General features: G+C 68.7%; 23 protein-coding genes. 11 read left to right on the top strand and 12 right to left on the bottom strand.

Translation table 11 applies throughout. The features are described 5' to 3' along the window. Positions 1–21: 21 nt before the first annotated feature. Complete coding sequence (locus AC5RUH_RS11005) at positions 22–1,248, bottom strand: MFS transporter (RefSeq protein WP_494128593.1); 1,227 nt, start codon at positions 1,246–1,248, stop codon at positions 22–24. A 225-nt stretch (positions 1,249–1,473) separates the two neighbouring features. Between AC5RUH_RS11005 and AC5RUH_RS11000 the strand changes: the two genes are divergently transcribed. Then, on the top strand, positions 1,474–1,953 hold the full coding sequence (locus AC5RUH_RS11000; protein WP_494002225.1) for a TetR family transcriptional regulator: 480 nt from the start codon (positions 1,474–1,476) through the stop codon (positions 1,951–1,953). Between the two features lie 158 nt (positions 1,954–2,111). Here AC5RUH_RS11000 and AC5RUH_RS10995 read toward each other — a convergent pair whose 3' ends face one another. Together AC5RUH_RS10995 and AC5RUH_RS10990 are read right to left on the bottom strand one after the other, a co-directional pair. Further along, positions 2,112–2,480, bottom strand: coding sequence for an iron chaperone (locus tag AC5RUH_RS10995; protein WP_494002226.1), 369 nt, complete (start codon positions 2,478–2,480; stop codon positions 2,112–2,114). A 58-nt stretch (positions 2,481–2,538) separates the two neighbouring features. Then, positions 2,539–3,474 carry an NADP-dependent oxidoreductase gene (locus tag AC5RUH_RS10990; RefSeq protein WP_494002352.1) on the bottom strand — a complete coding sequence of 312 codons (936 nt, stop codon included), beginning with the start codon at positions 3,472–3,474 and terminating at the stop codon, positions 2,539–2,541. 169 nt (positions 3,475–3,643) lie between these two features. Between AC5RUH_RS10990 and AC5RUH_RS10985 the strand changes: the two genes are divergently transcribed. Continuing rightward, positions 3,644–4,270 carry a malonic semialdehyde reductase gene (locus tag AC5RUH_RS10985; RefSeq protein ID WP_494002227.1) on the top strand — a complete coding sequence of 209 codons (627 nt, stop codon included), beginning with the start codon at positions 3,644–3,646 and terminating at the stop codon, positions 4,268–4,270. A 194-nt stretch (positions 4,271–4,464) separates the two neighbouring features. Here AC5RUH_RS10985 and thiD read toward each other — a convergent pair whose 3' ends face one another. Together thiD and AC5RUH_RS10975 are read right to left on the bottom strand one after the other, a co-directional pair. After that, the gene (gene thiD, locus AC5RUH_RS10980; RefSeq protein ID WP_494002228.1) at positions 4,465–5,298 is read right to left on the bottom strand and encodes a bifunctional hydroxymethylpyrimidine kinase/phosphomethylpyrimidine kinase; all 834 of its coding nucleotides are present in this window, start codon (positions 5,296–5,298) and stop codon (positions 4,465–4,467) included. A 122-nt stretch (positions 5,299–5,420) separates the two neighbouring features. Further along, complete coding sequence (locus AC5RUH_RS10975; RefSeq protein WP_494002229.1) at positions 5,421–5,873, bottom strand: hypothetical protein; 453 nt, start codon at positions 5,871–5,873, stop codon at positions 5,421–5,423. Between the two features lie 199 nt (positions 5,874–6,072). Here AC5RUH_RS10975 and AC5RUH_RS10970 point away from each other — a divergent pair, with 199 nt between their 5' ends. Continuing rightward, a complete protein-coding gene (locus tag AC5RUH_RS10970; protein ID WP_494002230.1) occupies positions 6,073–6,780 on the top strand; it encodes a queuosine precursor transporter in 708 nt (235 codons plus the stop codon). Here the strand turns inward: AC5RUH_RS10970 and AC5RUH_RS10965 are convergent. Next, the gene (locus AC5RUH_RS10965) at positions 6,747–6,983 is read right to left on the bottom strand and encodes a hypothetical protein (RefSeq protein WP_494002231.1); all 237 of its coding nucleotides are present in this window, start codon (positions 6,981–6,983) and stop codon (positions 6,747–6,749) included. The genes AC5RUH_RS10970 and AC5RUH_RS10965 overlap by 34 nt on opposite strands. 321 nt (positions 6,984–7,304) lie before the next feature. Between AC5RUH_RS10965 and AC5RUH_RS10960 the strand changes: the two genes are divergently transcribed. The 3 genes from AC5RUH_RS10960 (at position 7,305) to AC5RUH_RS10950 (ending at position 8,997) form a co-directional block, all read left to right on the top strand. Then, positions 7,305–8,018: a TetR/AcrR family transcriptional regulator gene (locus tag AC5RUH_RS10960; RefSeq protein WP_494002232.1), complete on the top strand. Its 714-nt coding sequence runs from the start codon at positions 7,305–7,307 to the stop codon at positions 8,016–8,018. Positions 8,019–8,251: 233 nt separating this feature from the next. Further along, a complete protein-coding gene (locus AC5RUH_RS10955) occupies positions 8,252–8,683 on the top strand; it encodes a GNAT family N-acetyltransferase (protein ID WP_494002233.1) in 432 nt (143 codons plus the stop codon). Then, positions 8,680–8,997, top strand: a complete 318-nt coding sequence (locus tag AC5RUH_RS10950; protein ID WP_494002234.1) for a hypothetical protein — start codon at positions 8,680–8,682, stop codon at positions 8,995–8,997. The genes AC5RUH_RS10955 and AC5RUH_RS10950 overlap by 4 nt, the downstream gene beginning before the upstream one ends. 127 nt (positions 8,998–9,124) lie before the next feature. Here the strand turns inward: AC5RUH_RS10950 and tgt are convergent, their stop codons facing one another. After that, a complete protein-coding gene (gene tgt, locus AC5RUH_RS10945) occupies positions 9,125–10,429 on the bottom strand; it encodes a tRNA guanosine(34) transglycosylase Tgt (RefSeq protein ID WP_494128592.1) in 1,305 nt (434 codons plus the stop codon). A gap of 85 nt (positions 10,430–10,514) precedes the next feature. Between tgt and AC5RUH_RS10940 the strand changes: the two genes are divergently transcribed. Next, a complete protein-coding gene (locus AC5RUH_RS10940) occupies positions 10,515–11,573 on the top strand; it encodes an FUSC family protein (protein WP_494128591.1) in 1,059 nt (352 codons plus the stop codon). 42 nt (positions 11,574–11,615) lie between these two features. Here the strand turns inward: AC5RUH_RS10940 and AC5RUH_RS10935 are convergent, their stop codons facing one another. Further along, positions 11,616–12,392, bottom strand: a complete 777-nt coding sequence (locus AC5RUH_RS10935; protein WP_494128590.1) for an SRPBCC family protein — start codon at positions 12,390–12,392, stop codon at positions 11,616–11,618. A 55-nt stretch (positions 12,393–12,447) separates the two neighbouring features. Next, a complete protein-coding gene (locus AC5RUH_RS10930) occupies positions 12,448–13,356 on the bottom strand; it encodes a DUF6707 family protein (RefSeq protein ID WP_494128589.1) in 909 nt (302 codons plus the stop codon). 359 nt (positions 13,357–13,715) lie between these two features. Between AC5RUH_RS10930 and AC5RUH_RS10925 the strand changes: the two genes are divergently transcribed. Next, entirely contained in the window at positions 13,716–13,967 is a 252-nt protein-coding gene (locus AC5RUH_RS10925; RefSeq protein ID WP_494002239.1) for a hypothetical protein, read from the top strand. Between the two features lie 107 nt (positions 13,968–14,074). Here the strand turns inward: AC5RUH_RS10925 and AC5RUH_RS10920 are convergent, their stop codons facing one another. Together AC5RUH_RS10920 and AC5RUH_RS10915 are read right to left on the bottom strand one after the other, a co-directional pair. Next, entirely contained in the window at positions 14,075–14,614 is a 540-nt protein-coding gene (locus AC5RUH_RS10920) for an NUDIX hydrolase family protein (protein WP_494002240.1), read from the bottom strand. A gap of 119 nt (positions 14,615–14,733) precedes the next feature. Continuing rightward, positions 14,734–15,492 (bottom strand): VOC family protein, encoded by a 759-nt coding sequence (locus AC5RUH_RS10915; RefSeq protein WP_494128588.1) that lies wholly within the window; start codon positions 15,490–15,492, stop codon positions 14,734–14,736. Between the two features lie 79 nt (positions 15,493–15,571). On the opposite strand from AC5RUH_RS10915, the gene AC5RUH_RS10910 reads away from it, so the two are divergent. Beyond that, positions 15,572–16,165: a YdeI/OmpD-associated family protein gene (locus tag AC5RUH_RS10910; RefSeq protein ID WP_494128587.1), complete on the top strand. Its 594-nt coding sequence runs from the start codon at positions 15,572–15,574 to the stop codon at positions 16,163–16,165. Positions 16,166–16,250: 85 nt separating this feature from the next. Here the strand turns inward: AC5RUH_RS10910 and AC5RUH_RS10905 are convergent, their stop codons facing one another. Further along, a complete protein-coding gene (locus AC5RUH_RS10905) occupies positions 16,251–17,426 on the bottom strand; it encodes a glycoside hydrolase family 76 protein (RefSeq protein WP_494128586.1) in 1,176 nt (391 codons plus the stop codon). Between the two features lie 155 nt (positions 17,427–17,581). Here AC5RUH_RS10905 and AC5RUH_RS10900 point away from each other — a divergent pair, with 155 nt between their 5' ends. Together AC5RUH_RS10900 and AC5RUH_RS10895 are read left to right on the top strand one after the other, a co-directional pair. Continuing rightward, complete coding sequence (locus AC5RUH_RS10900) at positions 17,582–18,358, top strand: SDR family NAD(P)-dependent oxidoreductase (RefSeq protein WP_494002353.1); 777 nt, start codon at positions 17,582–17,584, stop codon at positions 18,356–18,358. Between the two features lie 274 nt (positions 18,359–18,632). Beyond that, entirely contained in the window at positions 18,633–21,638 is a 3,006-nt protein-coding gene (locus AC5RUH_RS10895) for a phosphoenolpyruvate carboxylase (protein WP_494128585.1), read from the top strand. Positions 21,639–21,730 lie beyond the last annotated feature (92 nt).

The raw sequence follows: 21,730 nt of genomic DNA, 5'->3' as shown, positions 1-21,730 counted from the left end.
CCGGCCCCGCCCCGCCCGGACCTACCGGTGGGCGAAGCTAAGCCCCAGGCGTTTCTCGCTCAAGTACACGCTCAGGCCAATGCCAAGGGCCGCGAACGTGCAGGTCATCCACCAGGTGGACTGCCAGCCGCCGGTAACCGTGGCCAGCCAGGCGATCAGGGCCGGGCCGGTGAAGTTGCCGACGTTGAAGATCTGCTGCATCAACCCCATGGCGGCCGGCGGGGACCCGTCCGCCGGCGCCAGGTCCACTGCCATGCGGGTGAGCGTAGACGGGATCACCGAGCCCACCATGGAAAACAGCGACACGCAGGCGAACTGGAAGGCCATGCCGCCCGGCGCAACGGTCCAGTCGATGCCGAAGGTGAGCACCGTCGTGGTGCCCATCAGGATGAAGGTGGGGATCATCAGCAGCCGCGGGGGGACGCCGCGCTGCAGCAGGGGAGCGGCGCCGATGGCCCCCAGCGCGTTCAGGCCGCCGACCACCGCGGACAGGATGCCCGGCCAGATCCCGGTGACCCCGTTCTGCTCATAGATGGTAGGCAGGAAACCGACCACGGCCATCCACTGGACGGTGTAGCAGGCGAACACCACGCCGGCGATCCACGGCTTGGGGGACCGGACGGTGCGGCCGATTCGACGGGTGGCCGCGGGCAGGCCGGAACCGTCGTGCCGCGGGTCCTGCGGCACGAACTTCAGCACCAGCGGGATCGGAATGAGCGTCAGGGCGGCCATGATCCACCACCACGTGTGCCAGCTGGTGGCCTGCAGGATGAGCGCGCTGGCCACCAGCCCGGCGAAGGTCGCGAAGCCCTGGTACGCGCTCCAGAAGCCGACCGCCAGGTTGACGCGGACCCCGGGCGTGTTCGCCCGGATGAGCCCTGGCGCCACCACCGTGGTCAGCAGGAAGCCCGCCCCTTCAAGTGCGCGGCAGGCCATCAGCACGGCGGCCGAGTCGGCGAACCCCCCGATGACCGATCCGATGATGAGCAGCCAGAGGCCGGCCAGCAGGCAGCGGCGTGCGCCGATCATTTCCGCCAGCAGGGAAACCGCCAAGCCACCGACCATGCCGGCCACCTGCACCACGCCCAGCAGCACTCCGGCCTGCACCAGGGACATGCCGAGCTCGTCACGGATCACGGGAATGGCCGACGGCAGCTTCCAGATGTGCATCGCGGCCGTGACGCCCGCCAGGACGACGACGATCCATGCCGCGTCTGCCCGCGGCCGGATGGCGCTGGTGGTGGCCACGCTGCTCCTTTCCGGGGGGTTCGATTAGTTGCCCGTACAGACTATCCGCGGCCGGAGAAGGGTGACGCGCGGCACGTAAGACGGGCGCCGGCGTCGTAATAGTTGACTACGATATGGGCGGAGCCGGGCGGGCTCGGCGCGCCATGCCGAGGCGCGGCGGCACCGCACCGCCGTGGATAGACTGGCCAAGGCGGCAAACCCGCCGGGGAACTACGGGAGGGCAACATGTTCGAACCTGGGGCGCCGATCGACGAGGTCGAGCGCGACGTCGAAGCGATCATCATGGAATTGGTGCACGAGCTGGGCGAGCGGGCCGACGCCGATCCGGAGCCGCTGGGCGCCGAGGAGCGCGCCTACATCGCGGCGTTTTCCGACGCCAGGGCCAACAACGACCGCAACCAGACGGCGTTGCTGTCGACGGCAATACGGCAGCCGAACCTGGCCGAGTCGCTGGTCTACCTTAACCAGCGGCTGGACCGGCAGGATCTTGACCCGCGCGAGCCCGTGGGCATCATCGGGATCATCGTCCGGCTGGCGATGGACGGGCTGTGGGTCTCCGACATGCTGGACAGCACGCGGTTCAAGCCGGAGGACCGGCGCCGGATCACCGACGTGCTCACCGGCATGACGTACCTGACCGACGCGCGGCTCAAGGAACTGCTGGCCGAGCTGGCGCCGAAGGGACGGGCGTCGCAGAAGGACTGACCAGCGCAGCCTGCGCCACCGGGCCCGCCCGCAGCTTCAACGGCTGGGGGCGGGCCGGCTGTCGTAAGGGTGTTCCCGTCGTCGTAACCGGCCCGCCCACAGCTTGACCGCTGGGGGCGGGCTCGTCGTCGTGAGGGGTCCGGGCCGTCCGGGGGGAACTAGGCGTCGGTTGCGTCGTGGCCGCGCTGCCGGGCCAAAGCCTTGGCCACCCGGGTGATCAGGTCGTACGGAACGGGCCTTCCCAGCGGAAACTTCAGGGTTCCCTTGGCCGCCAGGTACGGTTCCATGTCGTGCTGCAGCGCCGCATCGGCTTCCGGTACGGGGTAGAGCGAGACGTGGTGTTTCCAGCCGGCGAAATAGACCAGATAGTGTCCCTCAAACATGATGGTCGGTATGGCGTAGCTGATCTTCTCTTCAGCCCCCGGGACCGCGCTGTGGATGGTCTGCCGGATTTCCTGCAGGATGATCCTGACGTCCTCGGGGAACGACGCGATGTAATCGTCGATCGTCGCAAACTGCTCCGCCATCCTGACCCACCTGCCGCCTTCCGGCCTTGCCCTATCAGACGTCCTATCCGGCCACGTCCTAGCCGGCGTGTCCCGCAAACGGCGTCAGCACGATCTTGCCGGACGCGTGGCCCTCCTGGCTGTAGCGCATCGCGTCCGCGGCCTGATCCATCGAAAACGTGCGGTCGATGTCCACGGTGAGCTTGCCCGCGTCGGCCAGCTCGCTCAGCCGCGCGAGTTCGGCAGCGTCCGGGCGTACCCAGATGTAGTGGCCGCCGTGCTTGCCTGCGGTCGGATCGGCGATCGACGCGTGCCGGCCGCCATTGCGCAGCACGGCCAAGGTTTCCTCCAGAACCCCTCCCGCGAAGTCCGCCACGGCGTCCGCGCCCTGCGGAGCGAGCCCGCGCACGCGGTGCACCAGCCCGTCGCCGTATTCCACCGGTTCCGCGCCGAACTCCCGCAGCCGTTGGTGGTGTTGCTTGGAGGCGGTGGCGATGACCCGGAGGCCGCGTTCGGTGGCGAGCTGGATGGCGATTCGACCGACGCCGCCGGACCCGTTGTGGATCAGGATTGTCTCGCCGGTTGACGGGGCCAAGGCGTCCAGGGTCCGCTGTGCTGTCATGCCGGTGAGCGGCAGCCCGGCGGCCTGCTCCCAGCCCAGCGATTTCGGCTTGCGCGCCACCATGGATACCGGCAGCGCCACGAACTCCGCGTAGGTTCCGCCGCTCACGGTGTCCCGGCGGCCGTAGGCGTAGACTTCGTCGCCGGGAGCGTATTCGGGGGTATCCGGTCCCACCTCCTCGACGACTCCGGCCACGTCCCAGCCGGGAATCACCGGGAAGTGCACGTCCAGCATCGCGTCCAGTCCGCCGGCCATCACTTTCCAGTCCACCGGGTTCACGCTGGCCGCTTTGACCCGGATGAGCACCGCACCCGGTGCCACCTTTGGCCGCCGAACCTCCGACTGCTCCAGGACCTCCGGCCCGCCGTACCGCGAGTAGGTCATGGCCTGCATGGTCTTAACCAACGAATGCCGCCTTCCTGTTTTCGCTCCACCCTAGCGGCGGGTTGCAAGCCTTGCCTATGCAGAGGGCCGCGTAACGAACCTCACAGGCCCGCAGGAAATTCCGGCATGGAGGGGCGGTGTTCAACCCTGTAGACCCATCCCGCAACTAAGGAGTCACATGAGCGTCGAAACCGTTGACGTCAGCCTCGAGAACGAACTGGCCGTGGACCGCGAGGCCGCGAACCAGCTGTTCCTGGAAGCCCGCACCGCGAACACCTTCTCCGCCGAGCCGGTCTCGGACGAGCAGCTCGCCGCCATCTATGAGCTGGCCAAGATGGGCCCGACCATGATGAACAACCAGCCGCTGCGCATCACCTGGGTCCGGTCCGCCGAGGCCCGCGAGAAGCTGGGCGCCCGCATGGCGGAGGGCAACCGCGCCAAGACGCTGACGGCTCCGATGGTCGCCGTGCTCAGCTACGACGCCGACTGGCACGAGCACTTCGAGACGTTCTTCCCGCACGCTCCCGAGCGCAAGGCAATGTTCGACGACAACGCCGAAATGCGCGCCGAGGTCGCCAAGAACAACGCGTGGCTGCAGGCCGGTTACTTCATCATGGCCGTCCGCGCCGTGGGCCTGCACGCCGGCCCGATGGGCGCGTTCGACGCCGCCGGCATCGACGAGGACTTCAACGCCGGAACCTCCCACCGCACGTTCATGGTGGTCAACATCGGCACCCCCGGCGAGAACCCCTGGTTCCCGCGGCTGCCCCGCCTGGACGCGGAAATCGCCGTGCAGACGGTCTGATCCCGTCAAACCGCTGACGACGGCGGTGCCCACCCACCGGGGGCTCGCTAGCTTCCCGGGGGAGGGCGCCGCCGTCGGCGTTTAAGGGTGGCGGGCGAGGGCCGCCACCGGAAGGACAGCCAGGACAGCACAGTTCCTGCCGGTCATGACAGCGCGCGCCCCGCCGGACAGGGCGCCACGGCGTCGCCGGCCGGTCAGGACAGCGCGGCGCCGCCCTGCCAGAGTGCGTCGAACGGGGCGTGGGAGGAAACCCGCGCCTTGATGCCCTCGGTGACGAAGTGCTTGGCGGTCTTGGCCGCCTGCAGCGGGGTGGCGCCCTTGGCCAGTTCGGCGGTCACCGCGGCGGCCAGCGAGCAGCCGGCACCGGAGACGGCCACTTCGCCGACCTTCGGCGCGGAGAGCACTTCGAGGGTTTCGCCGTCGTAAAAGACGTCCACCGCGTCCGGGCCGGCCAGGCGCACGCCGCCCTTGGCCAGCACCGCGGCGCCGGAGGCCTCATGGATGATCTTGGCGGCCCGTTTCAGGTCCTCGACGTCGTTGATCGTGATCCCGGAGAGGGATTCGGCCTCGAAGTGGTTCGGGGTGACGAAGGTGGCCAGCGGCAACACCTGGGCCTTGAGCGCCTGGTCCGTGTCCAGCGCGTGACCGGGTTCCTGCCCCTTGCAGATCAGTACCGGGTCCAGCACGATGTTGTCCCATTCCTGGTTCTGCAGCGCCGCCGCGACCGTGTCGATGGTCGCGGGCGAGCCCAGCATGCCCAGCTTGACCGTCTTCAGCGAACCTTCATAGCAGGTTTGGATCGCCTCCAGCTGATCCGCGATGACGCCCGCGTCCACCGGGACGAAGCGGTGGTTCCAGTTGTCCTGGGGATTGAAGGACACGATGCAGGTCAGGGCGGTGATGCCGTAGGTGCCCAAAGCCTGGAAGGTCTTCAGGTCGGCCTGGGCTCCCGCGCCACCGGTGGCTTCGGAGCCGGCGATGGTCAGCGTGATGGCGGGCCGGTTGGTTTCGGTGATGGAAACAGACATGCGGCTATTTTCCACTGACACACCCTCAGCCTCCTAATGACGACGACGGCAGTGCCCCCACCGCCGGCGAGTGTGCGGTGGCCATCAGCTGAGCCGGCTGCCGCCCTCAAGCGCACGTCGGCTCAGCGGATGTCCACCATCCGCCATACGCTGAACCGGCCGATTGCCGCGGCCAGCCCGATCAGCGCTGCCAGTTCCAGCGTGCCGAGCGGGTCGCCGCTGGAGAGCGAAACCAGGATCAGGAACGAAGCAGCCGTCATGACCGCGAAGAACGCGAGCACGTGCAGCCATTGGTTAGCCACCGGCCGGAGCAACATGCCCAGCACGAAGGCGATGGGTGCGCCGATGACCAGCCCGATGCCGCCGGCGTACAACCCGACGACCAGCGCCAGGAGCGCGGCCGACGCGAATTGGTGCCAGCTAAGCGGGCCGCCGGCCAGGGTGAGCAGCAGGGCGCCCAGCGCGAATACGGAGACGGCCACGAGGAATCCGACCACGAAGGCCCCGAACCCGAACGTCACCCGGTGGCGCGGGTTGTCGTCCTCGAAGTCGTCGGGTTCGGGCTCCTCACTCATACAGCCAGAATAGGACGGCGGCGCCGTGAAGCAGTCGGGCATCGCAGGTGCCGGAGCGCGCAGCCCCGCGCGCATGGGAGAATGGTAGGCGGTCCGGGTGGCAGACGGACCCCTAGTGCTAATACAGCGGACGTTTCTTCAGGTCACCGTGAGGTGCGAAACGTTGCGCGAACCACTACTACGAGGGTGAACACCACTGATGACTGAACTGAAATCCCGCACGCCTGCCCGCTTTGCCTCGATCGGCAGCCCCTACTTCGGCGTCATGCTTGCCGTAATGGCGGTGGTCCTGATCCTGTCCAACATCGGCGCCTCCAAGGGCGTGGCCCTGGGCCCGATCATCACCGACGGCGGATTTTTCCTGTTCCCGCTGGCGTACATTCTGGGCGACGTGATCAGCGAGGTCTACGGCTTCAAGGTGGCGCGGAAAGCCATCCTCACCACCTTCGCGCTGTCGGTCTTCGCCTCGCTGTGCTACTGGGTGATCATCGCGCTGCCGGGCTTTGACGACGAGTTCGGGCAGATGAAACAAGAGGCACTTGAGGGTGCGCTCGGCCCGGTGCCTCTGATCGTGCTGGCCAGCCTCCTGGGCTTCCTCGTGGGGCAGACGCTGAATTCCTGGGTGCTGGTGCGCATGAAGGAGCGCTGGGGCGAACGCCGGTTGTGGGCGCGACTGATGGGTTCGACAGGTGTGGGCGAGTTCGCGGACACGCTCATTTTCTGTTCCATCGCGGCCTCGGTGATCGGCATCGGCGATGTCCCCACGTTCATTAACTACGTGGTCGTCGGCTTCGTCTACAAGACCGCGGTGGAATTCCTCTTCGTTCCTGTCACGACCGCCGTCATCGGGCGGGTGAAGAAGCGCGAACCGTCCTACAGCGCGGCGCCTTCTTCGTCCGCCGGCTGATCCTCGGCGGCGAGCGCCGGGACGCGTTCACTGAGCTCCGTCGGCGACAGGTTCGCTGCCCCGCTGATCTCCTCCGGGGCGGCCCCGGCCTTGAGCGCTTCGTCAATTGCAGAGTCCAGGATCGTCTCCGCCTGGTCCATTTCGCCCTGCAGCGTTTCTACAGCCGCGGAGGCGGTCCAGACCTGCTTCAAGTGCTCATCCATTGCTCTACTTCCTATCTCGCCGAGGGATGAATCCCGCCCGAAGGGCATGTCGGCATCGGTGGTGCGGAGTCCGGGGCCCGGAAGCCCCAGCTTACAATGTAAGCCCTGGGGAAATCGAGCCCCGCCGCCGATTTTGTGGCGTCTTCTGCCCAAAACTTTTCATACTTTCGCCAACGGCGGCAAAACCGCGGGTTACCGCGGAAAATCACGTACTTTTGGTACCGGATTAACCGGCTGCCGAGGGGGCTCCGGCCGACGGGCGGGAGGACAGGGCGAAGCCCGGCGCGTAGGCTGGGGCGCGAATGCAGGAGGGAGCGGTCAATGGTCGAACCCGAAACATCTTCGGCGGCTGATGCGGCCCACGGCGGCCACGACAGGCAGCGCCTCGATCGACAGCGGATCCTGGAGGCTGGGGCAGCCTTCATCGAACAGCACGGGGTCCGTCAATTGAGCATGCGGCGCCTCGGGGCGGAGTTGGATGTTGAGGCCATGTCGCTCTATCGCTACGTGCCGTCGCGGGAGCATCTGCTCGATGGCATCGTGGAGATAGTGGTAGATGAGCTGTACAGCGACCCGGAAGTGTATGTGGAACCCCGCCACGGGTGGCAGGACTACCTGCTGCGGTTGGCTCATGGGCTGCGGCGGCTTGCCGTTAAGCATCCGGAGGTTTTCCCGCTGATTGCCACACGCCCCACTGAGGCTCCCTGGGTACAGCCGCCCTTGCGCAGCCTGAAGTGGGTGGAGTCGTTTCTCAAGGCCATGACCGGCGCGGGTTTCAGCAACGAACAGGCCGTGGAGGCCTACCGGGCCTTCAGCAGTTTCCTTATCGGCCACTTGCTACTGGAGGTGGCTGCGCTCGGTGCCGATATAGGGCCGGTCGAGGAGGGCACGCCACCGCCGCCCGGCCAAACTGACCTGACCGACTATCCGCTGCTGCAGAAACTGCAGGGCCTGCTGTCCCAGGACCGCGCCAAGCAGGAATTCGAGGCCTCGCTGGACTGGCTGCTCGAGCGCCTGGACAGCCAGCTTTCCTGATCGCGGATACGATCCACGCCGTGCCGCGGCGGCGCTTCCGCCGTCGTACGTTATTGCGTCCGTAGTAAGGGAATTTAGCTGCGCCGTTTTGCAGATTGATAATAAGCATGCTTTGCTTACATCGTAAGCATGATTACCGTTTGGTCCGGCACCGCCGGACCGAGGTTCCCAGCCAGGGGTCCGGTCGGGTCACGCCCGCGCCCTCCGGTTGGAGACGCTAAGTGAGGAGAGGCATGCAGGTCATACGCAACAACTACGACGCATCACGCTTCGACGCCTATGTAGACGGAGAAGTAGCGGCGTCGCTGCAGTACAAGATCCAAGACGGTGAGATGTGGCTCCTCCAGATTGACGAAGACCGTTTGCACCGCGGGCTTGGCCTGGCCGACGAATTGGTGCGCCGGGCATTGGTTGAAGCCCACCGCCGCCGCCTGCGCGTATTGCCGTTCTGCCAGGAAGCCCGGCAGCAGGTCTTTAACCATCCTGTGTTCCTCCGGCTGGTACCGCAGGAACAGCGCAGCCGCTTCCATAAGTCGTGGGCCTTGGAGAGCAAGGCCGGGGCGGGTCGTCGCCGGCGCCGGGTGTCCTCCGGTGTGGCCCGGAATTCCACCGCGCCGAAGGCAACGGCCCGAAGTTCCGCTGCGCCGAAGGCAGCGGCCCGATGAGTGGCAAACTCAAGGTCACGGTCCGGGTCGACCTGGAGTGCTCGGCCGCGCACATCGAGGTACGCGGGCGCGTCGACGAGCGGAACGTTTTGGCCGTCTACTCTCTGGCCAGGCGGGCAAACTCGCTGGCGTCAGGACTTCAGATAACCATTGACCTGCAGAATGCCTCCGTGGACGGGGCAGTCCTGGCAGACCTGCAAGGATGTGCGGAGGCCGGAGCGCTGCCCGCACATGCCGACCCCGGGCAGTCCGACTGTTGGCTGAGCATTCTGGCTCCGGCCACCGAGCTCTCCGACGTGGCGCTGGCCGCCTGATACCCGGCCCGCACCAAGACACGGAAGGCCGCCGTCGTTCTCACGGAAACGACGGCGGCCTTCCGCCTGCCCGGACCTTGACCCGCCTCCGGCCTGCCGAAACCCTGTTCCGGGCCGCGCCGGTAGATCAGGCGTAGTAGCGGCCGAGCACCTCGGCCTTGAAGTCAAAGAAGGAACCGTCGTCGATGGCCAGCCGCGCGTCGTCGACCAGTTTTACGGTGAAGCGCTCATTGTGGATGGAGATCAGCGTGTGGCTGACCATCTCGTTTGCCTTGTACAGGTGGTGGATATAGGCGCGCGTGTAGTTTGCGCAGGTGTAGCAGTCGCAGCCGTCCACCAAGGGGGCGAAGTCCATTTTGAACCGGCGGTTGGACAGGTTCTTGCGGCCGTCAGGCGTGTAGAACGCGGAGTTGCGCGCCACCCGGGTGGGGGAGACACAGTCGAAGGTGTCGGCGCCGTTCTCGATCGCCGTGAAGATGTCGTCGGGTTCCGAAATGCCCAGCAGGTGGCGGGGCTTGTCCTCGGGCAGCTCCTCGGTGCACCAGCGCACGATGGTGCCCAGGTTCTCCTTCTCCAGCGCGCCGCCGATGCCGAAGCCGTCGAAGTTCATCGCTCCGAGGTCGCGGCAGGCCTTGCGGCGCAGGTCTTCGTACTGGGCGCCCTGAATAACGCCGAAGAGTGCCTGATACGGCCGGTGGGAGCGCTCCTCGGTGAGCCGCTCGTGCTCGGTCACGCACCGCTCGGCCCACCGCCGCGTCCGTTCCAGCGACTCCTCCTGGTAGCCGCGCGAGTTCATCAGCGTGGTCAGTTCGTCGAAGGCGAACATGATGTCCGCCCCGAGCTGGTGCTGCACCTGCATGGAGATCTCCGGCGTGAAGCGGTGCCTGTCGCCGTTGAGATGGGACTTGAACCAGACGCCGTCGTCGTCCACATGGGCCAGGCGTTCCTTGCCGGGTGCCACCCGGTCGTCGGAGCCGCTGCCGGCCGCGGCCGCGTCCATGCTGATGACCTTCTTAAAGCCGGAGCCCAAACTCATCACCTGGAAGCCGCCGGAATCGGTGAAGGTGGGCCCGTCCCAATTCATGAACCTGCCCAGCCCGCCGGCCGCATCGAGCACCGCCGCCCCGGGCTGCAGGTACAGGTGGTACGCGTTGGCCAGCAGGGCCTGCGCGCCGAGCTCCTTCATCGACTCGGGGAGGACGGCCTTGACCGTGGCCTTGGTGCCGACGGCGATGAAGGCGGGGGTCTGTATCTCTCCGTGCGGCGTGGTGATGGTTCCGGTCCGGCCCTGGAACGCGCCCCCGTTGTCTTCTACCTGGGCGGGGGCGGGGCTGGCGGTGTCGGACAGGCGGCTGCCGACGCGAAAGGAAAAATCAGACTGGGGCACCCCACCATTTTGCCTTACCGGGGCGGCGGCCGGACTCCGGGGCACTGGGTGCGTGGGCGGTGCGTGCGTGGCTGCGCCCAATGAAAGACGGGAGCAAGGTAGCTACAGTAGGCAACCGAAGGGCGGCAAAATGCTGAAGCAGCACGTGCGCGAGTTCTTCCGGGTTGGTCCGGCGCGCCAAGACCATATTGTTGCCACGCGTTGCGGTCTCAGCGTGGGCCTGCCCTTGCTTGCCCTGCTGGCGTTTGGCCGGTTTGACCTGATGGTATTCGCCGCCTTCGGCGCCTTCACGGGGATCTACGGCCGCGGCGAAGCACACGGCTCCAGGCTGCGGCACCAAGGCTGGTTTGGCGTCCTGATCCTGATGGTCATGTTCCTTGGCGCGCTCACTGCCCAGTCCGACGCCGGACCCTGGGGGATCGTGTTCGGCACCACCGTGGTAGCCGGGTCGTGCTCCCTGGCAGTCAACTACCTCCGGTTGCGGCCGGCCGGGGTCATCTTCTTCACCTTCGGTTATGCCGCCATCGGCTCGATTCCGCCGGCGGCGCCGTTGTGGCAGGCGATGCTGACCGGACTGGTGAGCGTGGTGCTGGCCATGCTGATCGGGATCAGCAGCCGGTTGGTGCCGTCCTGGCGGACGTCCATGGCCGCGCCGCCGAAACAGGAACTGACCGCTGCACACTGGCGGGAATTCGCGGTGGAGGCCGGCGCGAATGCCGTCGCGGCGCTCGCGGCCGGGACGCTCGCCACCATGGTGGGTCTGGGGCACAACTACTGGGCGATGGTGGCCGCGGTGGCCCCGATCGCCGGTCCCAGCCTGGTCCAGCGGGTGAACAAGGGCGTGCACCGCATCCTGGGCACCTTTGCGGGCGTGGCGGTGGCCGGGGTGCTGCTGGCCCCGCACCCGGCGCCGTGGGTGCTGGTGCTGATGGTGGTGGCGCTGCAGTTCGCGGCCGAGATGTTCGTGCTGCGCCACTATGCCCTCGCGCTGATCTTCATCACGCCGCTGGCCCTGATCATGACCGAGCTCGCTGCCCCCACGGATCCTCAGGAGCTGATGGTGGACCGGGCTTTGCAGACCGCTATCGGTGCGCTGGTAGGGCTCAGCCTGGTGTACCTGATGCACCAGCGCACCGTGCGCATGAAGAACCGGCGGCGCTTCCAACGCAAGCACCGCGGCGAGGGATGAGCGGGGTTCGCCCGCCGGCCGTCCGGCGGGGTGCGGTGTGGTCTATTCGGCGACCGGCCCCGCGGTGCTGCCGAGCACCAGCGGGTCGGCTTCGGGCAGCGCGCTGCTGCGCCAGCCGTCCCAGGCTTTCCGGATTTCGGCGAGCCGGCGGGCACCGAGGCCGTAACAGCTGATCAGCACCTGGCAGCCGCCCTCCGGCCGGCCCTCCGGATGCGGCGGCGTCGTCGCAACAATCAGGAGGCCGCCGCCATGGTCGGCATATGAATCCACCGTCAGCCCGAGCTGGCGCTCCGACCGGAACCACACCTTGCCGGAGAGAGCCTCACCGGTGGACAGCGTGGCGGAGTACGGCTCGTCAGGCTCCGGCAGGTTGTCGAGTCCCAGGCTGGCGAGCAGCCCGCCGTGCGGCAGCGAGTCCGCGCCGAGGTACGTGGTCTGGCGTGGGTCGTTGGGATGCCGCTCCAGGGCGAACCGCAGCTGCTGCAGGAAGGTCAGCCAGCCTTCGGTGACGTCCTCCCACCATTCGTCGGACTTCTCGCCGGACTCCAGGCCGCGCTCAAGGCTCAGTTGGACGCCGTCGCCCACCGGCTTCAGGATAAAGGCATCGCCGTCGCTCAGCGTGAGTTGTTTGTGGTCTTCGGATTCGGTGGCACCGGTGAAGTAGATCTCGCGGATCTCCTCGTCCAGGCCCTTCATGTCCCAGCCGTGCCACTGTGCAATCGACCTGGGCTCGCGCAGCATGACCCAGACTTGGCGGGCGTCCGCATTAATGTGGACGCTCAGGGGACCGGTCGCCGGTGCAACGCCGCTATCCGTCATGCGGCCGACTCTACCCGCGGGGCCGCAGGGGTGGCCAGAGTCGGGCGGAACGGGCCTAGGAGTTCCGCTGCTGGGCGTCCAGTGCGCGGATCGCCACCAGCTCGTTGCTGATCCGGCGGTCCAACTCGACCGGCTCCAGGGCCTCCGATCCGCCGTGCGTGCGCAGGTACAACAATGAGCTCAAGCGCAGTTCGCGCCACTCACGCTCCACGTCGCGGTCGGCGGCGGCCATGGCGCGGTGGATTTCCTTGTCGTAGAGGTTCGGCTCGTTCAGCTGGCGCTGGCGGACCTCCGCGTTGACCTTCGCGCGGAACGGGTCCTCGTCGGCGTCGTCGGGGGTGCGCAGCGCCTCGGCCAGCCTCCGGGCTTCCTGCTGGTCCTCCTCGTCGCCGGACTCGCGCAGCATGTAGGCGGCCATGGCCATCGCCGACTGAATCCATTTCCACCGGCCGAAGTTCCCGTCGAACGGCTGGTCGATGATCAGCCGGCAGACCGTGAGTGCGCGTTCGCGATCGTCCAGCTCCACGAACAGGATATGGGCCAGGTCCCGCACGTCCTGCAGGTGGCTGCCGGCCTTGGTGTTGAGGCCCCGGCTCAGGCGTGCGGCCAGCCGCTGCACCCGGGCATTGCGTGCGTGTGCCCGCGCCACCTCGACCACCACCGCCTCGGGAGTGCCTTCCTCAGCCGGGATCAGTTCCAGTTCAGCCAGCGCCAGCGCGCCGGGCAGCGGCGCGGGCCGGCGGGAGGAAGCCACGCGGATGCGCGAGCCATGGGCAATGCGCACCTTGCTGCCGTCTTCCAGCGTGGCCACCACCAGCGCCGGCGTGCCGAAATCGTCGGGTATAACGGCGGTGCTTGCCACCGGCGCCGAGTGCTCGCCGGAGCGGGTCAGGAACCGGGCGCCGGCGGCTACGGCCTCGGCCTTGACATGGTGGATGTATGTCTCGGCCTGCTGTTCCGTCATGGGTAAATCCTTAGTCACGCTCGCGATCGTCTGAACAGTATATGAATTCGTTATCTTTTCCGGGGGAGGTGCGGCCCGGTGTCCGGCCCGCCGTCTTGATGAAACGATGGATTGTGAGCGGCCTCTCGCGCTGTCCAAATCCTGGGAATAGGGACGGTGCGCCCGGGCGTTGATCTCGGCACCGGAGACCGCGGGCCCAAAAAATCGGTGTCCGGCTCGGGATCGAGGACCAAAGATGACCGCGATCGCCGATAGCGTCAAGACATCGAAGTTCCCGCCGGAACCGTACCTCGTCGGTTGTTCCGACGAAGCACCTCACGCACAGCAGCCCTACATCCTTGTGAAAGCTGAATCCAGCCATGAGCATCATTCTTGCCCCGGAGGCCCGCCTTGGCGAAGCGCCGACACACGCCCCCGTGTACCCCGAGCAGTTCCGTAGCAGGAGCCGTTTGACCGTGCTGCTGCATGCCGCCGGCGCGGCCCTGACGGATCTGGCCAACCGCCGCAGCCAGCGGCCGGTCCAGCTGAAGCGGCTGAGCTACCAGGACCAGCACCGGGAGGAGTCCCGGGACCTCGCCGCCCAGATGTACGTCTGGATGCTGCCGAAGTAGCCGGGCGGTCAAGCCGCCGGCACTCGGCGGGAGGCCTGCGCCGGCACTCGGCCGCGGTCAGCCCGCCGACCCACCGGGCGGTAAGCCCTCCGACATCCGGGCGGCGGTCAGCGGCACCAGCCCGCGTGAGCCAAGGCCTGGCGCAGCAGGTTGCCGCGGCCGCCGATGAATTCGGACTGGACCGCCTGGCTCAGCGCATCTTCCGGCGTCATCCAGCTCAGTTCCAGGGCGTCCTGGCGCGGGTTGCATTCCCCGGTGACCGGGATGACGTAGGCCAGGGCCACGGCATGCTGCCGGTCATCGGTTAGCCCGGTCTCGGACGGCGAGGGGAAGTATTCCGCCACCGTGAAAGGCACCGGGCTGGCCGGCAGTTGCGGCAGGGCCAGCGGGCCGAGGTCCTTCTCCAGATGGCGCAAGAGGGCGGCCCGGACCGTCTCGCGGTACATGACCCGGCCGGAGACGAACGTGCGCACCATCTCGCCTTCGTCCGAAGCCTGCAGCAGCAGGCCGATCTCCGTGACATATCCCAGCGAGTCCAGCCGCACCGGCACCGCCTCTACGTAAAGCATCGGCAGGCGTTGCCGCGCCTCGTGCAGGTCCTCGTGGGACAGCCAGCCGGGATACGGGTCGGGAGTACGTACGCTCATGTACTTGTTCTACCGCACCCCTGCGACGCCAGTCACGCCGGCCGCCCCGCCCGGCGCGTCCGTTCCAGTGCAGCCCAGCCACGGCCGGACCCGCCAGAACCGCGGAACCGCCGGTCCCGTCAGGACCAAAGGGTCGGCGGCAGCGGGTGATCTCCAGCCGAACCGTTTCGCGGGGCGCTGAACCGCAGGTACCCTTCGCCGGCCGGGTTCGCGCCGTCAGGATGCCCCACCAGCAGGACCTGCCGGCCGGCCTCGTCCGCTCGGGAACAGTCGTAACCGGCCGTGGCGAGGCGCTCCCGTAAGGCGCACAGGTCGCCGTCGTACTCAAAGGCCAGCCCAAGTTGCTCCGTATCGCCTGGCTGTACCTCGACCAGCCCGCCGTTCTTCGCCGCGAAGACCATGCAGGTGGCGTCGCCGCTGAACCGGGGGCGCGCGCCGATTCCGCGGAGGGTGGCCGCAGCGCCGGCTACGTCCGGCGTCACCCAGACCGGCATGACGGCCAGCGCCGGATCGGGCGGGTGGTGCCCGGCGTCGTGCCCGAACGCCGGCGCGGCGGCCCGTGCCAGGAAGCTGAGGCCTGAGGGTGCGGTGATCCGCGCGGACCGGCCGTTGCCGGCCTCCTCGATTTCCGCCCGCGTGCCGTCGGCCACGGTGCGGCGGACAAATTCGTCGAGGTCGCGGACCTCGAAGCCCAGTTCCACGCTGCCGTCGGTGGCGTCGCCGGGATCGGCCGGGCGCAGGTCCAGCCGCCCCGAGCCGGCGGCGAACTCATGCCGGGCACCGCCGTCGTGGGCCACGCAGGCCAACCCCGCCGCGGTCAACAACTCCCGCCACGGCCCGATGCGGGAGGTGGACAATACGGGACGGACGCGCAGCATCTGGGTTCCTCCTTGGGCCGGCACGGGACGATACCCCAAAACACTAGACGGCGCGGCCCTGCCGTGCTGCCATGAGGGCATGGCCGTTGAGCTTCCGGAGTTGCTGGTGCCAGACGCCGCCGCATGGCGGGCCTGGTTGGAGGAGAACCATGCCTCGTCGGCCGGCGTCTGGCTGATCCTGGGCAAGAAGGGTGGAACGGTTACAGCCTTGGATTATGCCGCCGCCCTGGACGAGGCGTTGTGTTTCGGCTGGATCGACGGGCAGGGCAAGCGGCGCGACGCGGAAAGCACCCTCCAACGCTTCACCCCGCGGACGAAGCGCAGCATCTGGTCGCTGCGGAACGTCGGGCACATCGAGCGGCTGGAGCAGGCCGGGAAGATGCACGAGGCCGGCCGGGCTGCAGTGGCCGCGGCGCAGGCCGACGGCCGCTGGGAGAAGGCCTACGCCGGGCCCGCCACGGCCGAGGTGCCCGAAGACCTGGCCGCGGCGATGGCCGCCGTCCCGGAAGCGCAGGCGATGTTCGAGGTGCTCACCTCGCAGAACCGCTTCGCGCTGATCCACCGGCTGGCCCAGCTGAAGACCGATGCCGCCCGGCAGCGCAAGATCGCCGGCTTCGTGGAGATGCTGGCCCGGCAGGAGACGCCGTATCCGCAGCAGAAGAAGCCGTCCTGACTGCCGGGCGCAGGGGCGTGCACGGGCCCCGGCCCGTTCCGACGCCCGTGCCCACGCCCGCGCCGACCCCGGTGCCCACGCCCGCTCAGGCGGGCAGCGTGGCGGCGGCTTCCAGGGTCATCCAGGCCTGCAGTTGGGTGGACAGCTCGACGCCGCCGCCGGGCCCGCCCGCTGCGGCGGCCGGAACCCCTGGGTCGGGGGAGAAGAGCAGCGCCTCCCCGGTGCGGTGGTTTCCGAGGGTCCGCCCGCCCCAAAAGCCTTGCGCGGTGTCCAAGACCATCCGCGCGGCCAGTTCCCGCGCCGAGTCCGGCAGCCGGTCCGAGCGGGCAGCCAAGGCCAGGTATCGGGCCAGGATCCCGGTGAACAGGCCGCCGTCGCCGGCGCCGTGCGTGCGCAGGACGAGTTGACCGCCGTCGCCGTCGGTCGCCGAAGTTCGTTGGACGAAACCGGCCGCGATGCCCTGCACCAGTTCGGCGGCCCGCGCCAGGTCGGCGTCGCGGCCCGTTTCCAGCAGTGCCCCGAGCACCGGCCCTTGGTTGTAGGTGTAGAGGTCGTTCACCAAAACCGGCCGGCCGCCGTCGACCCGGACGCCGTCGACCCGGACGCCGTCGAGATATAGCCGCTGCCGGGGCGCGTACAGGGTGGCGTCCAACCAGTCCAGGAGCCGGGCGGCCTGCGCCCGGTCGCCCGTGCGCGCCAGATACAGGGCCGCCGGTGCCGTGGCGGGGGTGTTCTTGAAGTCCCTGGCGGTGTTCCAGAACAGGCCGCCGCCCAGGTCCGGGGTGTGCGCCGATTCCAGCTGGGGCAGCAGGCGGCGTGCCGCGGCCCTGTTCCGGAAGCGGGGCTTGTGCGCCTCGGCGGCCAGCATGTCCAGCCGCTGCGCCGCCAACGCGAGCCAGGCCATGTCGTCGTAGTAGGAGTTGTCGAAGCGGAATCCGTTGCGCCAGCGGAGCGTGCGCAGCAGCCGCGCGGCGAGACGGCCGGCGCTCGGCCCGGTGCCGCCGTCGTAATGCCGGCCCCTGCGCAGCTCCCGCCACCCGGCATCAACCAGGCAGTCCAGGAAGTGGGCCTGCCACCAGTAGTGCCACGGCCCGCCGCGGCCGGGGGAGGGTCGGCGGACCGCGCCCAGCATGGTGAACGGAAGGCCCAGCAGGCGCTGGCGGAAATGGCGGACGACGGCGATGGCGGCCTCGTCCGCGCGTCCGGCCGCCAGAACGGGCTTGGGCGGGCGGAGTGCTCCGCCGCCGGGCAGGGTGGGCATGTGGACCAGCCTAACGGCGGATCGGCGCGGCGCAGGCCGGAATCTGCCCGCCGATGCCCGGGGTGTGCGCCGGGCCACACTAGGCTGAGGGTTGCAATGCCGCCGGCAGGAAGGCGGCCGGAGGGATGAGTGTTGAGGACCCGGAGGAGGATCCAGTGGAGGTAGCCGGAACCGTAGCGTTGATCACGGGCGGAGCATCGGGGCTGGGGGCTGCGACGGCCCGCCGACTGCATGCCGCCGGTGCGTCGGTAGTGCTGATGGACCTGCCCGGCTCGAAGGGGAAAGAGCTCGCCGCCGAACTCGGGGACCGGGCCGTGTTCGCGCCCGCCGACGTGACCCATGAAGAACAGGTGCAGGCCGCGGTGGAGGAGGCCGCGGCACTGGGACCGCTGAGGATCGTGGTCAACTGCGCCGGCGTCGCCACCCCGGGCAAAGTGCTGGGCCGCGACGGGGTCCTGCCGCTGGAGGCGTTTGCCAAGGTCATACAGGTCAACCTGGTCGGCACCTTCAACGTGATTCGCCTGGCCGCCGCCGCCATCGCGGCCACCGAACCGGTGGAAACCGAACTGGGCGGGCCCGAGCGTGGCGTCATCATCAACACCGCCTCCGTGGCGGCCTTCGACGGCCAGATCGGCCAGCCCGCCTACGCCGCGTCCAAGGGCGGAGTGGCTGCCATGACGCTTCCGCTGGCCCGCGAACTGGCGCGCTCGCTGATCCGGGTGGTCACCATTGCGCCGGGCATCTTCGAGACGCCCATGATGGCCGGGCTGCCGCAACAGGCGCAGGAATCGCTGGGCCAGCAGGTGCCGCACCCGTCCCGGCTGGGCCGGCCGGCCGAGTATGCGGAGCTGGCTGCGCACATTGTGGCCAACTCGATGCTCAACGGCGAAACCATCCGGCTGGACGGCGCGATCCGGATGGCGCCCAAGTAACCGAAGGGTCCGGTGGCCGGGAGTAACCGGCGCGAACCGGATGGCGGCCAAGTAACCCGAGGGTCGGTGGGCGGGGGAGTAACCGGCGCTCCCGGGCTGCGCCCAAGTAACCGCCGCGATCCGGATGACGCCGGGCGACCGGCGCCTCTGGGACCCTTCGGCGAAAGGCGAGGCGCCGCCGTCGTACGCTTGAGGTGGACCGTGCCGAAGCTTGGAGTCCCCCGGGAACGGCACGCCCGCCGCAGCCGCCCGCATGACGCGAAAGGACGCACCCATGCCGCACGCCGCCCGCGACCGGGACCTCGACGCGAGCCTGCGCGCCGACGTACGCCGGGTGAGCACGCTCCTGGGGGCATCGCTGGCGCGCCAGCACGGGCCGGAGTTGCTGGACCTGGTGGAGCAGGTCCGGCTGCTGACCAAGGAGTCCAAGGAAGCGGCCCGGGGCGAGGGCGAGGCCACCGGGCCGTGGACCGCCCGCGAGGTGATTGATCAGGTCCGCGAACTGCTCGCGGGGCTGGACGTGGACGAGGCCACCGATCTGGTGCGGGCTTTTGCCTTCTACTTCCACCTGGCCAACGCCGCCGAACAGGTGCACCGGGTGCGCCAATTGCGTGCCCGGCCGGAGGAAGACGGCCAATTGCTTCGCACCGTCGCCCAGATTGCCGAGGAAGCGGGACCCGAGGCGCTGCAACACGCGGTCAACCAGCTCGACGTCCGCCCCGTCTTCACCGCGCATCCCACCGAGGCATCGCGGCGCACCGTGCTGGACAAGCTGCGCGCTATCTCCGACCTGCTGTCCACCACGACGGCGGAGGGAAGCACGGCGCGGCGGCGGCAGGACCGGCGGCTGGCCGAGATCATCGACCAGATGTGGCAGACCGACGAGCTGCGGCACGTGCGGCCGAGCCCTGTGGATGAGGCGCGCAACGCCGTTTACTACCTGGGCAACATCCTCAACAACACCATGCCGGAGCTGATGGGGGACCTGGCCGAACTGCTCTCCGAACATGGCGTGACGCTGCCCGCCGACCGGGCGCCGCTGCGCTTCGGCTCCTGGATCGGCGGCGACCGTGACGGCAACCCGCTGGTCACCGTGGACGTGACGCATGAGGTCTTCCAGCTGCAGAACCAGCACGCGGTGCGGATCAACATCGGCTTTGTGGACAGCCTGATCGCCGTCCTGTCCAACTCGACGACGATCGTGGCCGCCAGCGACGAACTGCTGAATTCCGTGGCCAGGGACCTCGAGAACCTGCCGGGCCTAGACACCAGGGTGCGCGAGCTGAACGCGAACGAGCCCTACCGGCTGAAACTGACCTGCATCAAGGCGAAGCTGCTCAACACCAGCGCCCGGATCCAGCGGCGGCTCCCACACGAGCCCGGGCGGGACTACAGCTCGACGGCGGAGGTGCTGGCCGATCTGGCCCCGATCGAGCGATCCCTGCGCGCCCACACCGCGTCGTTAGTGGCGGACGGTTCGCTGGCCGCAGTGCGCCGCGCGGTCTCGACCATCGGGCTGCACCTGGCCACCCTGGACTTCCGGGACAACGCGGGGAAGCACCACAAGGCGGTCGCGGCCCTGCTGGCCGCCCGGGATGCCGCGCGGACCCCGGCCGGCGTGACCGCGGCCCCGGGTGCTGCGGCGGGCCGAGTGGCCGGTTCGGGCGGGACGGCTGCTGTTCCGGCGGATGTGGCGACAGCTGGGAGTGGCGCGGCTGTTCCGGGGGATGTGGCGACAGCTGGGGGTGGCGCGGCTGTTTCGGCGGGTGTGGTGACAGCCGTCGGCGGCATCGATGCTGCGGCCGACGCTGCTGTGCCGTCCGGCTACCTCGAGCTGGCCCGCGGACCGCGGCAGCAGCTGCTTTCCTCGCTGCTGCTCGAGCCCGGACCGCTGGCATCGCCGTCGTTGTTGAAAAAGAAGCGCGCACGCACCCTGGAGGTGTTCGGCGCGATCGCCGAGGCACTGCGCCAGTATGGTCCGGACGCGGTGGAGACGTACATCGTGTCCCGGGCACGCGGCGCCGACGACGTGCTCGCCGCCGCGGTGTTGGCGCGCGAGGCGGGACTGCTGGCGCTGGACGGCTCCGAGCCTAAGGCGCTGATCGGCTTCGCGCCGCTGCTGGAAAGCGTGGAGGCGCTGCGCAGCGGCGGGAAGATCTTGGACGACCTGCTCTCGGATCCGCAGTACCGCCGGATCGTGCGGCTGCGCGGCGACCTGCAGGAGGTCATGTTCGGCTACTCGGACTCCAACATGGAAGCCGGCGTGGCCACCAGCCAGTGGGAAATCCACAAGGCCCAGCTGGTGCTGCGCGACGTGGCCGCCCGGCACGGGGTGCGGCTGCGCTTCTTCCATGGCCGCGGCGGGTCGGTCGGCCGCGGCGGCGGGCCCACCTACGACGCGATCCTTGCCCAACCGAACGGCGCGCTCGCCGGCGAGATCAAGTTCACCGAGCAAGGCGAAGTCATTTCCGACAAGTACACCCTGCCGGAGCTGGCCCGGGAAAACCTGGAGTTGGCGCTTGCGGCGGTGCTGCAGGCGTCCGCGCTGCACCAGGAGCCGCGGACCTCGGAAGCCGAACGCGGCCGCTACCACGCGGCCATGGAAGCGATTTCCGGCGCGGCCTATGAGCGCTACCGGCTGCTGGTGGAGCACCCGGACCTGCCGGAGTATTTCCGGACGTCGACGCCGGTGGAGCAGCTGAGCGAGGTGAAGTTCGGTTCGCGTCCGGCCGACCACCCCGAGGCGGGCCCGGCCGCCGGCCAGGGGCTGGGCAAGCTGCGGGCCATCACCTGGGTGTTCGGCTGGACCCAGTCGCGGCAGATCGTTCCCGGCTGGTACGGCGTCGGCAGCGGATTGCGGGCCGCCCGGGCCGCCGGACTGCAGCCGCAGCTGCGCGAGATGATCAGCAACTGGCACTACTTCCAGTCCTTCATCTCGAACGTGGAGATGACGCTGGCCAAGACCGACCTGGAGATCGCGGCGCATTACGTCTCGACGCTGGTGCCCGAGCAGTTGCGGCACCTGTTCGACGACATCCGCGCCGAGTTCGAGCTGACCGTGGCCGAGATCCGGAAGCTGACCGGCGAGAACGAACTGCTCGATAACCAGCCGGTGCTCCAGCGCTCGCTGCACATCCGAGACCAGTACTTGGACCCAATTTCGTACATGCAGGTGGAATTGCTGCGCCGCATCCGGACGTCGGAGCCGGACGAGGCACTGCAGCGGGCCATGCTGATCACCGTGAACGGCATCGCCGCGGGATTGCGGAATACCGGCTAGCGCGGGACAAAAACGGGGGGGGGGGGGGGGGGGGGGGGGGGGGGGGGGGGGGGGGGGGGGGGGGGGGGGGGGGGGGGGGGGGGGGGGGGGGG

The sequence above is a fragment of the Arthrobacter sp. Y3223166 genome, from assembly GCF_059090935.1.
The sequence above is the reverse complement of the archived record's forward strand: the minus strand, read 5'-3'. Positions and strand labels throughout refer to the sequence as shown.